The sequence below is a fragment of the Galenea microaerophila genome (assembly GCF_054657255.1).
On the sequence record NZ_BAAHWZ010000004.1, the window covers coordinates 29,208 to 44,764 of the forward strand.

Sequence of the window (15,557 nt, forward strand, 5' to 3'; positions counted from 1 at the left end):
GCGCTAACTATCCATATATATTTAAAAAATTTTCCCCGAGCTCTATTAAAGCAGGGCTTTCAGTCCAATAATCCTTACGGACGTAGCGTAGCAACATTAATATAAACCGTTACTTACATATCGTATAGATACCGTATGGAACTTAATATAAGACTCAAAAATTCAATCAAAGCCTAAAGGTCTGTTTGAAGAGATGAAGTATGGTGGGGGCGGCGGCACACGGTTTCAGCTTCATTAAGATTAAAAGGCAAAGCCAATAAAAACAAAGCGGCAGAATCGGCGTAGCCCTTCATAAAGGAATACAAAAAGGGAGCGGGCATTTTCAAATTGCGTGTTTAGGTCAGCACATACAAAAAGATTCTTAAAAGATTTCGCGGGCAATCCCTTCATTCCCCCTTAAAACAAATCCCTTGAAACGACTCAAAAAAATTAAATTTTTTTCTCTTTTTTTTCAAAATTTTAAGCAATTAAGAACCTTGATGCACTTTTATTTAGTGAGGGCGGCAATGATGCTACCTTTTCATTATAGGATTACAGGAGGTCAAAAATGAAAATTATCGAAAACTTAGCAAAAGGTTTACAAGTAAAACCTAAAGAGTTGGAAGATATTCTTATTAAAACCGTTTTCCCAAGCGGTGTTAAAAAAGAAGAGTTTTTAAGCTTTCTTATTGTTGCGGACAAATACAACTTGAACCCGTTATTAAAAGAGATATATGCGTTCCCCTCAAAAGGAGGGATACAACCCATAGTCAGCATTGACGGCTGGCTAAAAATCATCAACACTCATCCCGAATTCAACGGGATGGAAGTAAAAGAACAATTTGTAAACAATAATTTGTTTTCAACCACGTGCAAAATCTTTAAAAAGAATGTAGAGCAACCCATAGAAATTACGGAGTATTTAGAGGAATGCTATAGAGAAACACCCGTTTGGCGAAAATGGCCGGCGCGAATGTTGCGCCATAAGGCGGTCATACAGGCAGCGCGCTATGCGTTTGGTTTATCAGGCATCATCGACCCCGATGAAGCCGAAAGAATAAAAGAGATTGAGGGAGAAATAGAAAATCCCAATCAAAACGTAACTCCAAAAATTGAAAAACAAGTTGAGTATTGTTCTCAAGAAAAATTTAACAAAAACAAAAATGCCTGGAAAGGCATTGTTGAAAGTGGTCAAAGAAGCGCTGATGAATTAATAGCTATCTTAAATACCAAAACAAAGCTCACGGATGCAATGGTAAACGAAATCAAATCATGGGAAACGGTAGAAATTGAAGGAGAAGTAGCATGAGCATGCAAGTTTTGAACGTCCTACAAGGAACAGAAGAGTGGCTGGAAGTAAGAAAAAATTACTTTACAGCATCAGAAGCCCCCGCAATGATGGGGGTGAGCAAATATATGACCCGAGAAAAACTTTTAAAAGCAAAAAAATTTGGTGATGAAGAAGTTTCATCATACACAAAGAAATTATTTGAAAAAGGTCATGCCGCAGAAGAGACGGCAAGACCAATTGCCGAACAAATTATCGGGGAAACTCTATACCCGATTACAGGCACAAAAGAGGTTGACGGATTAAAGCTTTTAGCTTCGTTCGATGGAATCAACCTAACGGCTGATACCATATGGGAACATAAGCTGTTTAATCAGGAATTAGCCGAACAAATAAAAAATGGTGAAATCCATCCACAATACAAAATTCAAATTGCGCATCAATTTTTAGTTTCAGGTGCCAAAAAATGCTTGTTTATGGCAAGCGACGGCACTAAAGAGAACATAGCATATGCTTGGCTGGAAGCCGACGAATTGATGACAGAAGATGTTGTAAACAGCCTAATCAATGGCTGGAAAAAATTTCAAAAAGACCTTGAGGCATATGAAATGCCTAAGGAGGTTCCAGCCGAAAGCTGGCTGGAAGAGAAGTTTACAATATGGCAGCAGCTAAAAAGTCAAAAAGAAGCCATTGAGGAACAGTTGAAAACCATTGAGCAAGAAATGAAAAATTATGCCCAAAGTCACCACGCTGAATGCGTGAAAGGGCAAAATTTCAAAATATCATTGGTGCGACGAAAAGGCGCCATTGATTACAAGAAAATCCCAATTCTCAAAGATATTGACTTAGAGAAGTATCGGAAAAAGGATTCAGAGTTTTACACAATCAAGCCGCTATAATTTTTTCTCCTGTAACCCTTGCCCCCCATGCGGGGGCTTTTTTTATTACGGACTAATTTTCCCACCTTCTCACAATTCCCTAACTTACCCTTATTCTAATTTTCATGCTTGCTTTCGCCGCTAACCTTCCTCTATCTATCCTCTCGCTTACTTTCACTGCTAATGTTCTTTACTAATATTCTCTCTTTCATTTTCTCTTGCTAACTTACGCTGTTACTTGTTCTTATCTGCCGTTTACCCCTAACTTGCCTTCTCTAATGCTAACCCTCTTCTCATAACATTCAATAACCCTAATATTGCACTAATATAGATTCATTTTGACGCTAATTTAACTCTTTTATAAATTTACTTTTAATCTACTCTAGTACAATATCAACCCTATACCTACTCTTACCATTATCAAACTTATAGCGCTTTTCTGTCAAAAGAAAAGGGGTGCAAAACCTAACCGTTGAAGCCAGCGTAAAAATCAAGAAAAGAGCGGAAAGATGGAACGGGGAATCTTTACCTATGGGTAAAATATTGAAAAAAATTAAACTCACCTACTCTTTTTCTAATCCATTATGACTCTATTCCCGCTCTACTACTAATCTAATTTGAATCCATTTCAACTTCATTTTAACTCAACTTCTGCGCTTCCTTCCCTTCCCCTATCTTCCTTACACTCAAATTTTTGCGCCGGCGCTTATTTTTCTCTTTTTATCCTTATTTTTCTTATCTCTCTCGTCCAATGTTCTCTAATTTTTCTAACTTTACTCTTTACTCTCTCTTTCTCTTATTATCCATCCTCTTTCTTCACGCTCTACCCGGCTCGTGGCTATAATGCTGCCCTCTTCTCTCTTCCTCTTCTACTTCTCGAATCAAATCATCCGCAACTGGGTCTTGTTTACCACCCCTCTTTAAATGTTCCATATACCAAGAAAACATCAATTCTGATACTCTATCTTCCGAACTTTCTCTAAAATATTCAATCGGAATATTACTTTCCTCACAAATCTTCTCTATTACCGACCAATCAAAGGATACACTTCCATCCGATTCTCGCCCTAACTTCAAATCCGAAAAATCTAAATTCTCCGGTATCGCTATTTTTAACATTACAACCTGATTCATCTTTTCTCCTCAAAATTCCCCACTTTATCTCCCCTTCCCACAACCACTTTCAAAATTTCTCTACTATAAGATTCCCGGTGTATGACTATAATACTGACCTTTACTGTTCTCTAAAATTAACTCTTTTATTTGATTCTCCATCAATTCATTTTTATCGCCACCCCTTCTCAAATGTTCAATATAAAAAGCTAAAATAACTTTAGATACTAAATCTGCCGGCGGTCTTTTCAAATCTTCATCTGTTAGCTTACTTTTTCTAATTATCTTCTCTACCACTTCATGATTAAACTGGATGCTCCCATCTGGTCTCAAAGCTAACTCTAAGTCTGAAAATTTAAACTTATGCGGTATTCTTACTTTCATCTTTACTCCTCCCTAAGCTTTCCAGAATCCATCTATCTACTTAATCATTCTCTCTTTTTTCATACTCAATTTTACTCTAATACTTTCCCTTAAACCACATAATCAATCTCTTTTTACTCTTATTTAGATTCTTTTTTACTCTGTTTTAACTCTGTTTTAACTCTGTTTCTAACCCTCTCTTGATTACTTTCTCGTCCCTTCTCTCAAGAACCTTCTCTCTGCCCTCTCCTTCTAACAACACTAATTCGACTCTAGTTCAAATCTAACTCATAACTAACCTATTCTTACTTTAATTCCACTCTATTTTCACACTATCCCTAATCCATTCTTACTTACTCAACCCCCTCTAACTCCCTACGCAACAATAACTTTACTCTATCTCCAATACAAGCAAATTTAATTCTGTTACAGATTCATTCTTACTCTAAATCAACTCTATTTCAAATCTTAACCTAACCTGAAACAAACCTATATCACACCAACCATAGATTGTTAGAAGATGGGAAAGTATGGCCGGCGGGCGGCACCTACAAACCAATTTCGTTCACCATTAATAAAAAAAATTTAAATGCTTAAAAAAAGTACCATTTAAATAGAAAAAGATTGGGTTTTTACGGTTTAATAATAACTAGGTTAAAAACTATTGTTATTTTTAATAGCAATTAGTTTTATTGGACGTAAAGTCCGAGTTTTCATAAAAAGGAGAAAACAAATGAAAATCATAAAAATATATTATCAAGAATTTAAAAATATTATCTTTGAAATTGATTACATAGAAGAATGCGATTCAAACATCGGAGTTGCTTTGGAATTTTCTTTTAAATTGCAAGCGGATGCAGAAAGTAAAGATTATAAATTTATTTTTACTATAAGGTTAAAATACCTAAAAAATAGGCAGATGCGTGAATAGTAAAAAATTCTAATTTTTTTGTAAAATCGAAAAAAGTGCATCTTTTTTGAGAAGAGATGCACTTATATATTATAGAGGCGGCAATAATGCAGTGCCTTGAGAGCAGTTAGCTCGACCGGGTGCAGACTCCGGGTTTTAGTCTGTGTTATAGAGGAGTAAGGAAATGGTTAAATTCAAAGTAACTTTAGAAGAATTAAAAAATTCGGTTTTCATAATAAGAGATATAGAAGAAGAAGATTCTGATTATGGGTTGGATGCTTGCGAACATGATAAATTTGAAAGGTGGGTTCGCTATAGAGTCCAGTTTATTAATAAAAAAGAAAACGAGCAGGACTTAATTTTTTCCTTTGACGTAGTAGCAGAGTCAAAAAGTCACAGCTACAGAGAATCATACGATTTCAAAATAGATATAGCGCATGAACCTTACTTTGAATCCAACTTTATTGTCGTCGATGAAGACGGCGATGAATTGAATTTTGGATTAGTCGAAATTCTAGAGGTGGCAAAAGAAGTAGAGCATTGGGAAGAAAGAATAAAAGAATTGTTGCCCAAGCCAGAAGAGGCAGAAGTGTTAGAAGAAGATGAGAAGGGAACAGATATGGATTTTGAAGAATTTATTTTAGAAAGGGATAGTGCCCCTGACTTGAAATTTGTCGGAAATAAAGTTGCTGAAGTAGTAACTGATGAAAACTCCGCAAGATGGCTTGAATTAGCATTATACAAAACTAAAGGTGGGCAATTTATTTGTCAAAAGATCGAGAAAACTCGTTGGTTGGGTGAAGTTGATCACTATTATGTGCAAATTTGCGCAACAGAAGACGAAGTTAAGCAATACTTTGGGCAAGGTAGATATTCCAAAGAATTGTACAGGAAGGCTGAAATAGAAAACGTAGAATTTATTGAATAGTTTTAGCTAAAAGTGCATCTTTTTTAAAAGGAGATGCACTTATATATATATGAAGGCGACAATTAGTCGCCGAGATCCCCAAAAAATTAAGTGCGAGGTATATAAAATGCGTGGAGTAAACAAAGTTATCTTAGTGGGCACTTTAGGTCGTGACCCAGAAATCAAATATACCGCCAATGGCATGGCGGTCGCTAACTTAAGCGTGGCGACTTCGGAACAGTGGACAGATAAAAACAGTGGTCAAAAACAAGAGAAGACCGAATGGCACCGTGTGGTCATTTTTGGCAAATTAGCGGAAATAGCCGACCAATATTTGCGTAAAGGTTCGCAGGTTTATTTGGAAGGCAAGTTACAAACGCGGAAATGGCAAGAACAAAACACAGGTCAAGATCGTTACTCAACTGAAGTCGTCCTTGATGGATTTAATGGAAAAATGGAGATGTTAGGAGGCAATCGTCAAGAAGGTGATGCAGCCTTTGATAATGGGAATTCTAATGCACCCGCTATGGGCATGAATGGTGGGCAAAATATGGAACAGGCGCCTGCTCAAAATGTGAAAGGCGGTTTTGGCGGTCAAGCATCTATGCCTAACCAAACTAACCAACAAACCCAACAATTTAATGCGCCACAGCCTTCATCACAAAGTTCACAACAACCGGCTCCGGATTTTAATGATTTTGATGATTTTGATTCGGACAATATACCTTTTTAACCTTGCTAGTTACCCATTGTAAGGTTTAAATAAGCCTGCTTTAGCGGGCTTATAATTTTTAGGCTATAAATGTAAATTTTTGGCAAATATCATGTTTAGTCTCAAAAAGAATACTAAAAAACAGAATCTAATACGCTGTCATTGGGCATTGATTCAAATTTCCCCCAATGTTGCGACGCAAGAACGTATAAATGTTGGCGTGGCTCTAATTGATCAAGATGGAGTTGTGTACGTACGCTTAGCAAAGGATTTATCAAAACTCAAATGTCTTTACAAAAAAATAGACGTCAAATTCTTTGAAGAGTGCTTGTCATATTTACAATTCATAATGCACGGCGCGCGAGTGGAATCACTGCAAGAATTAAATGTGTTTGAAGGCATCTATTTTAGCGACTTAAATACAGCTAAAGGTGAAAGACACGAACAGATTCTCTCACACCTTTTTGAACAGATGGTCGCATTAGGCTAAAGACAACTTACTTACTCTAACAAGCTTTCCTTTCTCGATTACACCTACTACCACGATAGAATCGTATATTCCTCACATTTTCCGCGCCGTTTCCCTACTTCACACAAAACCATTTAATCTAAAAATTTTTCCTCCCTGCTTCACTATATAACAATGAGAACATTTAATTTTTAAAGAAGTGGTCAAGGAGGCGCTATGAACTTCAAAGAAGCAAACGAGCGGCTTCTTGGCCGCTATGATCAATTCGCCTTGGCATTTGCACCGCAACTTGCCGAGGCGTTGCGTAAACCGGGTAGGAAGGTAACCTGCCCGGTTTACGGGGAAAAAAACAAGTTCAATGTACACAAAGGATTCGCCACTAATGGGAAGTGGTATTCCTACATTGAACCAGAACAGCCTCACGGCGTTTTTAATTTGCTGGCTTGGGTAACCGGAGCCACAAAGAAAGAGATACTGGATTTTGCCGTCCATTATCTTGATGGCATCGCCCCTCTTTCTCCTAAAGAAATTGCGCAAAAGAAAGCGCAAGAAAAGAGGGAGAAAGAAGAGCGGCGCAAAGAAAACGCCGCAAGGCTTAACAAAATCTGGCGTGAAGCTATAAAAGGCTGCACGCCGGAAATTGAGACCTATTTAAGGCATTGGCGGGGGATAAACAACTTAATTCCCCCTCAAAATGTCTTATTTCATCCTTCTCTTTTTTACTCCAATGGAGAAGAGAAGGGTGAAAGCCCGTGCCTGCTTGTCCGAATGGATACTCCAGAAGGGCAAGCAGCGACACTCCATCGAATCTACTTGGAAGAGGGGACTTTCAAAAAGTCCTCATTAGGGAAGCGGATGCTTCCCCCAAGTAGGGAAGTAATGGGATCGGCTGCAAGGCTGTATCCCATTCGACAGGATGGCGTGCTGGGGATTGCGGAAGGGGTTGAAACTGCAATTGCAGTGACCTCAAAGCTAAAAATCCCCACATGGGCAGCTTTATCTGCTCCTATGTTGGGTGGCTTCATCCCTCCAAAGGGGGTGAAAAAGCTCATCATATGGGCGGATAAAGACCGGTCGGGTACCGGCCAACATTACGCAGAGCTCCTTAAAGAGCGAATGCGTACTATTGATATTAAGGCGGAAATTATGCTTCCGCCCAAACCGGTTCCTGAAGGAAAAAAAGGCATCGATTGGCTAGATGTTTTATATCCAGCTGATCGATAATAATTCAACCGACCCGCTCCTTGAGCGGGTTTTTTCTTTCTCAAACTCAAACACACCTTTTCCGTCCCCTTCAAACAATTTCTCATGCACTATCTCATTATTTTGCTAACATGGATAAACTCATTTTAGGTTTGTTTTAGATTCTTTTTAACTTTATTATGACTTCGTAACAGATTCATAAAAAATTTATTTAAAATTTCTTTCAAATCAGTTTTTACTTTTATATAATTTGTCAAAACAAGCTATTATGAATACATAATCAGTCGAGGAAAAAATGATCATACATGTAGGGAATCAGAAAGGGGGGTGCGGTAAATCCACCTTAGCTGTCAATATTGCGGCCGAGTTGTCTCGTCGTGGCAAAGATGTAATTCTTGTTGATGCGGATCGTCAGGAAACGTCCAGTTTCTGGGCGCTAGAACGTCAAGAAAGAGATTTACCTAAAGTGAGCCATGTACAACTTTACGAAAACATTTATGAGTCGGTCAAAGACTTGGCGAAAAGATATGAATATCTAATCATAGATAGTGCAGGCAGGGATAGTCGCGAATTGCGAACCGGCATGGTTGCGTCCGATATACTTTTAACACCTTTCCGGCCTAGTCAACCGGATCTCGATGTCCTTCAAAAGTTTTCAAAGGTTGTTCAAGAAGCAAAAGACTTTAATCCTTCGCTGAAAGTCTATTCTCTTTTTAACCTAGCACCCACAAATCCGCAAATCAAAGAGGTGGAAGAGGCAGAAGAGTACATGTCTCTTTTTCCTGATTTTCAACTCTTGAATACAGTTATCCGTGACAGAAAGGTTTATAGGGATGCCATGAGTTATGGTATGTCGGTTGTCGAAATGGATAATGAAAAAGCAAAACAAGAAATAAAATCATTAATAGGAGAAATTTTAGATGGTAGTTCCTAAGAAGAAAATTGAAAACTGGGCTGCAAATGCGGATAAAACACCCAACAAAGCCTCAAATGAAGCTTCTAGTCAAACTGAAAAAGAGCAAATAGTTAAGAAAATGGGTATCTCTTTTTCTGAAGAAGAGTACCTATTACTTAAGGAAGCTGCTACAAAGTCTAAACGTAGTATGCAGAATTTCATTCGCTATGCCGTAGAAAAAACGGCTAAAGAAGAATTAAACAATTAATCTAAAGGAGGATCATAAATGTCAAAAGAAACTTTAATTAATGAAATTATTATTAATTCTGACATGACCAAAAAACAAGCTGAAGAAGCACTTAAGGCAGTTACAACAGCAATTAAAGGTTGTCTTGAAAAAGGGGAGGAGGTTTCTCTTCTCGGATTCGGTAAGTTTGAGGTTAAACAATACGCTGAAAGAAAAGGTAGGAACCCTAATAGTGGTGAAGAGATTACAATTCCAGCTAAAAAAGGCGTTAGATTCAAACCTGGAAAGGCTTTAAAAGAAGCCGTAGCTTAATCAAAAAAGCCCCGTAAGGGGCTTTGCTCATACGTTTTTGATATTCAGTGCTGAAATTATCTTTCGAGCAATATGTCGAATCACATTCACAGGCACTGCATTACCAAATTGTTTATAAAGTTGTGTGTCTGATACCCCAGCTTTTCTAGCAGCATGAACAAGCTCATCTGGAAAACCTTGTAATCTTGCCGCTTCTAACGGTGTAAGCTTTCTTGGATTTTTCCCTTTTTGCTCAATAAGAATTTCTGAACCGTCTTTATAATAACGTGCAGAGATCGTATTGGTGTATTCTGATTCTGCATTAAATAATCCATAACCAAAACCATTGCCTTTAGCTTTGTGCATCTCTTTTCTGCGTTGATGACCTTCCCAAAGTTTATCGGAGATAGTGTATTTTGAATCTACTTCCTTCTCAAGAATATCACCAAGTTTGATAGTTTTAGGAATGGGTTCTGGGAAAGAAAAGCGTTTATAATCCTCTTCATTTAAAAAGCCTACTAAATAAATACGCTCTCTGTTTTGAGGTAAATTAAAATCCTTTGCCGCAAGGACTTTATCAGTCACAAAATAACCGATTGCTTCTAAGTTATCTTTAATAACCTTAAAAGTACGCCCTTTATCATGACCTTTTAAGCCTTTGACATTCTCAAGAAGGAAAGCTCTTGGCATTTTGCATCGAATAATTTTCTCTATCTCAAAAAATAGCGTTCCACGAGTATCATTAAAGCCTTTTCTATGCCCAGCTTGACTAAAAGGTTGACATGGAAACCCAGCTAACAAAATGTCGAAATCTGGTATCTCACAAGGCGTTATTTGTGTAATGTCTCCAGCAGGCATTTCATGAAAGTAAGATTGATAGGTTAGCTGCGCATACTTATCTATTTCAGAGCTAAAAACACATTCGCCATTAAGTTCATCGAATGGGATTCTCAATCCACCGACCCCACTAAATAGATCAACAAACTTAAATAGATAATTCTGTTCTAATGAGTTCTCCTTACGAAGGCTTTCTGATAAAGATCGCGATACAAATTCTTGAATTGACTCGTCCTTTTCAGCGCATTTTATTCTTAAATCCTTATGTACATTTTCTGGCAATTTTATGTGTATTTGCTTCATACATGGCACTCTTATATATCTTAGGTATATTATTTTACCCTGTATCATTTTAATAATAAAGATAAATTTGATTCCATAAAGAATTTGGACTATCTTTCCAACTATTCTTTAGTGGGAAAAAATCGATGAAAAAGTTTGGTAATATTAAGATTGAAGATCCAGCTAATGTTACTAATCCATTTGACACTACTGATGTTAAAAACCTAACTATATGGAATAACTTTCTTTTCCCGTTGTACAAAGAATGTTATCGCATGCTTGGCAATTCTCAGTCTAACGTTATCCCTCAGATTGATTATGACGTCTTAAAACACGGTACAACTACCTTTAAAGGTCTTACTCACATTGTTTCTACCTTCAGTAATTCTGACCGTACTCAACTAAATAAATACAACAAAGGAGTTGTAACTTCTAGTGACTGGAATAAAGACCCCGAACGTTCAGCCTTCACTATTTTCTTGAATATCTTTCCTGAATTTTCGCATTTAATACAGAACATCAATATCAAAACCGAATTGGCAATTAAAGCAGCAGAATTAGATAAAGGCGAAAAGGTTAATGCAACTAATTTTATGGACTTTAAGCGCTATCTTGACCGAATAAATCGTAATCGTTGGACTAGAGAAATGAACACAAGCGAAAAGCAAGGTGGCGTGTCTATTTTAGGTTCAACATCAGAGAAGTTGCTAGAATTATCAATGGATTCACTCATTGATGGCGTAAATTTCTTTAAGGTGAACAATGATCGAGTAAACTCTTATGGTGACTTCATATTAATGTGTCTTCCAAATAATTTGTGGCTATCTGTTAAATCTAATTATGCAAGAGAACGTCTTCTTGCTTCTGGTTATACAACTGATATTGTTGGAGTAGGCTATTTCACCGAAGCTAAAGAATTTACATCCACTAGTAAAATTCGTAACTTTCAACGTGTAGGATTTCTAGCTATGTATATTCCTGATGCTCCAATTTCTGAAGCACAAATAGAAAATAATACAAGCACTTATGATGAAGTAATCGAGGATTACAAGTTAAAAGGTAAAGAATTGCCGAAAAACATTAATGGCACACCATTTATTCGGAAACTATCTTCAATTGGAGAAGATATGGCGTCACTTTTACAAGAGTCCAATATTTCAAAAAGACTTGTCTTAGATTTGTAAACAAAGCAAACCTAGAAAACCCTATTGCGAGAGCAGATTAAGGCTTCTAGGTTATCCAAAATCAACCTGTTAAATTTCTACCCAATTCTCAGGAAAATCAACCGGTCTGCGACCACGTCCAGTCCATGTTTTACCAGTTTCTTTATGGCGATATTTGGGTGCTACTTTTGATTTTCTACCTTGTTTACAGAACATGCTTGGGTCTATCTCAAACCCTTCAATCAATCTTTTTATTACATTGATAACTTGTGCTTGCTCTTCCGCTCTTGTTTCTTCAAGCTCTTGTTTAAGTTTTAAGTATTTTGAATTGTTGATATACTCATCTTCCAACAAGTCTAAAATGTCTAAATCTGACATGAATACTCCTTGACAATTAATAAAAATCTTTTATATTTTAACTATTTCAAAAAGGAATGCAAATGAAATATATAATTTTCTTTACGTTAAGTTTTTTAATGATTCCCTTTAACTGTTCTGCTTATGATTATGCTAAACAATTTATTAATCCTAAGTCATGTGATCAAATTCTTGATAAAAAATATTACAAATCCTGTTACAACTATAAGATGAAAGGTATCCTAGCTACTGCATATACTTTGGACGGCCAACTAGTAAACCAAAAAAATATAAAAAAACGTTTACGTTGGTACACTGATAAAGAAATTCCAAAACAATTCAGAAGTGAACCAAGTGACTATTCTCATTCAGGATGGGATCGGGGTCATAGTGCACCTGATGCAGATTTTGATTTTTCTTATAAAGCTTTAAAAGCTGTATATGCTATCTCTAATGCTACACCTCAAGCACCTTACCTGAACCGTCATCTATGGGCTAAAGCAGAAAAATATGAACGGTATGTTGCGCATAAACTTGGTAAGGTCAAAGTTGTAAACGTCATCCAATATGCTTGGAATCCCCGTAGAATTGGCGTTAATCAAATTGCTGTGCCTTCTTCATACTATAAAATCATCTATAACGATAAAGGCTTTGAAAGATGCTTTATGTTTAAAAATTCTCTTCTTAAAACAGATAAAACCAAACTCAAGCAACATGAAGTAGATTGTCAAACTATCCCTTCTCCTAACAAAAACCTTAGAAAAATTAGGTGAAAAATTTCGTTATGTTTTTGGTACTGGATAGATGGTGAACATATTTTCAGTTTTAAATATTTTTAAATCTTTTTAGGCTTCTGCATCCCCCTATTTATAAGGGCTGTAGCCTTTTTATGCCCCTAAATTTACACCCAAACGCCCCTAAATTTACACCTAACCCCCCCTAAATTTACATCTAAGTGCCCCTAAATTTACACCTAAACGCCCCTAAATTTACACTTAAATGCCCCAACTTGTTTTTTTCTAGGGGCTATATTATGATGACCCTATATGTTAAAAGGAAGGGACAAAATGACAATAGCAAAAATCATGTCAAACTTAAACACTAAAATTACCTCAAAGGGAGAATTTGAAGAAAATAAAGAATCTGATGAAAAGAATACTTGTCTAGCGAGAAATTTAGAGAAAAGCGCAGAAGGGGCTAACGTCAAAATGTCGAATGCTCTTGTTAGTGCAATCCATGGTTTAAACTTAAGTGAAAGAAGACTTATTTTTTTGGGAATGGCGCTTTTAGAAAAGGGAGATGAAATTCAAATCAGTGCAAAGGAGTATGCAGAAGTCTTTGGGCTTGATAAAGCAAATGCCTACAAACAAATATCAGATGCTTGTAATAAGCTCTTTGAGCGTGAAATACGTTTTTTAGACGGACGAAAAACTACAAGGTATAGATGGGTTCAGTGTACTTCTTATCATGAAGGTGAAGGATGGTGCACGCTTAAATTTACAGATATAGTCTGTAAGAATATCAAAGGTCTTCAAACTCAATACACGCGCTATGCTCTAGCTAAAGCTGGCAATCTTAAAAGCATTTACTCTTGGCGTTTAATGGAAAGATTTTTACAATATGGTAATTCAAAAAAAGACTATAAAGGTTGGTGGCAAATATCTATTGTTGAACTCTGTGAATTTCTAGAATTATCCGATTTTTATTTGGAATGGCGAAGACTACGGGAGAAAATCCTTATACCTGCTACTAACGAGCTGATGAAAAAAGATAACTGGGTAATAACATTCACTCCTCTAAAAACTGGACGAAAAACAACCCATGTTAAATTTGATTTTAAACAAGATAAAAAAATTAAATGAATGACTTCAACTTATTAAGTCAATAGAGAGAATCTGTTTTAAAGCGCAGCTGTTTTCTTTCCCCGCTTGCTCCGTTATTAATTCTCTAGAAATCGTAGATTTCTTTTTTATGTGGGGGAAAAATTCCACCACCTTGATTTGCGGTTGTTTCATGCTGCTTCCTTCTTGTTTAGCGCCCATCTTGTCAGATTGATTATCTGACTTATCTCAAATCCTATAGGGGTTCGCCATACGTTGTCTTTGACTATCTTTAACGCATGATTTATCAAATAGAAAGTAGATCCTTCTTTTTGGCTTAAGTGACCAAAGCGTATCGCCCAAACTATTTCATTGAATATCCTATCCCTAGTCTCTGGGGCAAGTAAGTTCCCATTAATTTTGAGCTTGTCTAATCTTGTCTTAAGCGCTTTTATATCTTGAGCTCTTATGAATCGCGCTGTTTTAGCCTGTTTAGGCTGATTCTTTTTAGGTTCAATGATGCTCTCTGAAACGGTTTCTTTTTTCTCTTTATTTGTCGATATTGTTTGCATCTGTCGCTCTATGGATTCTATTTTGTCATGTATATCAGCTATATCATCACAAACCTTTATTTCTTCCTCTGTCATCTTCCTTTTAATATCAATCTTTTGACCTGGTTTTTGATCTGTTAGCTTGTAATACAAATCCAATTTTTCTTGGTGGATTTTGCGCAAAACTTGAAGCTGATTCTTTAGCTTTTCTAGTTTTGTTTCAGTGTCTGAAGAGTGAGTGGTTTGGGCGGACTGATTTTGTTCTTGAAGAGGGGTATCTGGGGTTTCTTGTGTTGATTGTTTTTGAAGGGAGGTGGTTTTTGTTTGTCTGCGGTAAGTGATTTTTTCTTTGATTTCTTTTTCTGGAACGATTATTTCATAACATGTGCCGTTCTTAGTTTCCTTAATAATATTAAGGATACCTAATTCCTTAAATTTTTTAATGGCAGATGCAATTGTTTTCTTGTCGCATCCTCCAACTTCCCTAGCTAAAGATGCGAAACTAAACGTTACTTGTAATGCTTTTTGAGTCTTATGAATTGATTTAAGAATAGCTTTACTGATGATTCGCTCAATGAGGAGTCTTTGACCTAGCGAAAAATTAAATTCATCTAGCCAAAGCGTAAGACTTTTGGGGATTACATAGAAAACATCAATTGATAAAAGTGCTCTGATTTCTTGTGCGGTTAAGGTTTCTTTCATTTTTCACCTCCTTTAAGGAGATGACTTACCACCGACAATCAAATTTTTTTGATAATACTTGATTTTTTCAAAAAAAATGTTGATAATAACAACTCAATAACGTTGTTTTATTCGGTAGCAAGTCATTTCCGAGTCCTTGCCTAATAAAACATCTCCGCCCTGATGCGCCAACATCAGGGCTTTTTTTTACCTTTTATATTCTCAAACTGCTTGTTTTTGTCTGTTTAAGCAGAACCTTGAAGAATATTTTTGCAATCCTACCACAAAATGGCTTGATTTCCTACGTTTTTTTCAAAGTTGCCTTTTTTGGCATCTGACATCCTTTTCATTTATTGTGGCGTGCCTGATGCGCCGTATGGGCTAGATTTGTTTGAGGTTTCGATATTTGGGTTGAACTCATTCATCCATTCATAGAAAACTGACTTGCAGAATTGAGAAAATTCCATCTTGTCTTCCAAGCTTGAAGCTGAATAGGCATGCAACAAATCATCTAAATTTATAGCTAAAAACTCTTTGTATTCCTCGTTCATTTCTTCATACTTCCTTTCTTTCTTAAATGTGTCGTCCTATATAGTGCATCTTTTTTTATT

20 protein-coding genes are annotated in these 15,557 nt (G+C 36.5%); 13 read left to right on the forward strand and 7 right to left on the reverse strand.

Features of this window, described 5'->3' with window-relative positions; all coding sequences use genetic code 11:
* Positions 1-547: 547 nt before the first annotated feature.
* Both ACYQ05_RS08390 and ACYQ05_RS08395 read left to right on the forward strand, forming a co-directional pair.
* Positions 548-1,288 carry a recombinase RecT gene (locus ACYQ05_RS08390; protein ID WP_459820142.1) on the forward strand — a complete coding sequence of 247 codons (741 nt, stop codon included), beginning with the start codon at positions 548-550 and terminating at the stop codon, positions 1,286-1,288.
* Positions 1,285-2,166 (forward strand): lambda-exonuclease family protein, encoded by an 882-nt coding sequence (locus ACYQ05_RS08395; protein ID WP_459820144.1) that lies wholly within the window; start codon positions 1,285-1,287, stop codon positions 2,164-2,166. Before ACYQ05_RS08390 ends, ACYQ05_RS08395 begins: the two co-directional genes overlap by 4 nt.
* Before the next feature lie 795 nt (positions 2,167-2,961).
* On the opposite strand, the gene ACYQ05_RS08400 is transcribed toward ACYQ05_RS08395, so the two are convergent.
* Together ACYQ05_RS08400 and ACYQ05_RS08405 are read right to left on the reverse strand one after the other, a co-directional pair.
* Positions 2,962-3,279 carry a hypothetical protein gene (locus tag ACYQ05_RS08400; RefSeq protein WP_459820146.1) on the reverse strand — a complete coding sequence of 106 codons (318 nt, stop codon included), beginning with the start codon at positions 3,277-3,279 and terminating at the stop codon, positions 2,962-2,964.
* 63 nt (positions 3,280-3,342) lie between these two features.
* Positions 3,343-3,642, reverse strand: coding sequence for a hypothetical protein (locus ACYQ05_RS08405; RefSeq protein ID WP_459820148.1), 300 nt, complete (start codon positions 3,640-3,642; stop codon positions 3,343-3,345).
* A 712-nt stretch (positions 3,643-4,354) separates the two neighbouring features.
* Here ACYQ05_RS08405 and ACYQ05_RS08410 point away from each other — a divergent pair.
* The 8 genes from ACYQ05_RS08410 to ACYQ05_RS08445 all read left to right on the forward strand — a co-directional run bounded on the left by ACYQ05_RS08410 (position 4,355) and on the right by ACYQ05_RS08445 (position 9,276).
* On the forward strand, positions 4,355-4,552 hold the full coding sequence (locus ACYQ05_RS08410) for a hypothetical protein (RefSeq protein WP_459820150.1): 198 nt from the start codon (positions 4,355-4,357) through the stop codon (positions 4,550-4,552).
* A 163-nt stretch (positions 4,553-4,715) separates the two neighbouring features.
* A complete protein-coding gene (locus tag ACYQ05_RS08415) occupies positions 4,716-5,459 on the forward strand; it encodes a hypothetical protein (protein ID WP_459820151.1) in 744 nt (247 codons plus the stop codon).
* Positions 5,460-5,565: 106 nt separating this feature from the next.
* Positions 5,566-6,171 (forward strand): single-stranded DNA-binding protein, encoded by a 606-nt coding sequence (ssb, locus tag ACYQ05_RS08420; RefSeq protein WP_459820153.1) that lies wholly within the window; start codon positions 5,566-5,568, stop codon positions 6,169-6,171.
* 91 nt (positions 6,172-6,262) lie between these two features.
* A complete protein-coding gene (locus ACYQ05_RS08425) occupies positions 6,263-6,640 on the forward strand; it encodes a DUF3037 domain-containing protein (RefSeq protein ID WP_459820154.1) in 378 nt (125 codons plus the stop codon).
* Between the two features lie 195 nt (positions 6,641-6,835).
* Positions 6,836-7,843 carry a DUF7146 domain-containing protein gene (locus ACYQ05_RS08430; protein ID WP_459820156.1) on the forward strand — a complete coding sequence of 336 codons (1,008 nt, stop codon included), beginning with the start codon at positions 6,836-6,838 and terminating at the stop codon, positions 7,841-7,843.
* Positions 7,844-8,117: 274 nt separating this feature from the next.
* Positions 8,118-8,756, forward strand: coding sequence for an AAA family ATPase (locus ACYQ05_RS08435; protein WP_459820158.1), 639 nt, complete (start codon positions 8,118-8,120; stop codon positions 8,754-8,756).
* The gene (locus ACYQ05_RS08440; RefSeq protein ID WP_459820160.1) at positions 8,743-8,985 is read left to right on the forward strand and encodes a hypothetical protein; all 243 of its coding nucleotides are present in this window, start codon (positions 8,743-8,745) and stop codon (positions 8,983-8,985) included. Before ACYQ05_RS08435 ends, ACYQ05_RS08440 begins: the two co-directional genes overlap by 14 nt.
* Before the next feature lie 18 nt (positions 8,986-9,003).
* Positions 9,004-9,276 (forward strand): HU family DNA-binding protein, encoded by a 273-nt coding sequence (locus ACYQ05_RS08445; protein WP_459820161.1) that lies wholly within the window; start codon positions 9,004-9,006, stop codon positions 9,274-9,276.
* A gap of 27 nt (positions 9,277-9,303) precedes the next feature.
* Here the strand turns inward: ACYQ05_RS08445 and ACYQ05_RS08450 are convergent, their stop codons facing one another.
* Positions 9,304-10,395, reverse strand: a complete 1,092-nt coding sequence (locus tag ACYQ05_RS08450) for a DNA cytosine methyltransferase (protein ID WP_459820163.1) — start codon at positions 10,393-10,395, stop codon at positions 9,304-9,306.
* 125 nt (positions 10,396-10,520) lie between these two features.
* Here ACYQ05_RS08450 and ACYQ05_RS08455 point away from each other — a divergent pair, with 125 nt between their 5' ends.
* A complete protein-coding gene (locus tag ACYQ05_RS08455) occupies positions 10,521-11,558 on the forward strand; it encodes a hypothetical protein (RefSeq protein ID WP_459820165.1) in 1,038 nt (345 codons plus the stop codon).
* A gap of 69 nt (positions 11,559-11,627) precedes the next feature.
* On the opposite strand, the gene ACYQ05_RS08460 is transcribed toward ACYQ05_RS08455, so the two are convergent.
* Entirely contained in the window at positions 11,628-11,915 is a 288-nt protein-coding gene (locus ACYQ05_RS08460; protein WP_459820167.1) for an H-NS histone family protein, read from the reverse strand.
* Between the two features lie 62 nt (positions 11,916-11,977).
* Between ACYQ05_RS08460 and ACYQ05_RS08465 the strand changes: the two genes are divergently transcribed.
* Entirely contained in the window at positions 11,978-12,667 is a 690-nt protein-coding gene (locus tag ACYQ05_RS08465; RefSeq protein WP_459820169.1) for a DNA/RNA non-specific endonuclease, read from the forward strand.
* 294 nt (positions 12,668-12,961) lie between these two features.
* A complete protein-coding gene (locus tag ACYQ05_RS08470; protein ID WP_459820171.1) occupies positions 12,962-13,756 on the forward strand; it encodes a replication initiation protein in 795 nt (264 codons plus the stop codon).
* Positions 13,757-13,762: 6 nt separating this feature from the next.
* Here the strand turns inward: ACYQ05_RS08470 and ACYQ05_RS08475 are convergent, their stop codons facing one another.
* From ACYQ05_RS08475 to ACYQ05_RS08485, 3 genes are all read right to left on the reverse strand, one after another.
* Positions 13,763-13,909, reverse strand: coding sequence for a hypothetical protein (locus ACYQ05_RS08475; RefSeq protein ID WP_459820173.1), 147 nt, complete (start codon positions 13,907-13,909; stop codon positions 13,763-13,765).
* The gene (locus ACYQ05_RS08480) at positions 13,906-14,967 is read right to left on the reverse strand and encodes a hypothetical protein (protein WP_459820175.1); all 1,062 of its coding nucleotides are present in this window, start codon (positions 14,965-14,967) and stop codon (positions 13,906-13,908) included. Before ACYQ05_RS08480 ends, ACYQ05_RS08475 begins: the two co-directional genes overlap by 4 nt.
* A 329-nt stretch (positions 14,968-15,296) precedes the next feature.
* Positions 15,297-15,497 carry a hypothetical protein gene (locus ACYQ05_RS08485; RefSeq protein WP_459820177.1) on the reverse strand — a complete coding sequence of 67 codons (201 nt, stop codon included), beginning with the start codon at positions 15,495-15,497 and terminating at the stop codon, positions 15,297-15,299.
* Positions 15,498-15,557 lie beyond the last annotated feature (60 nt).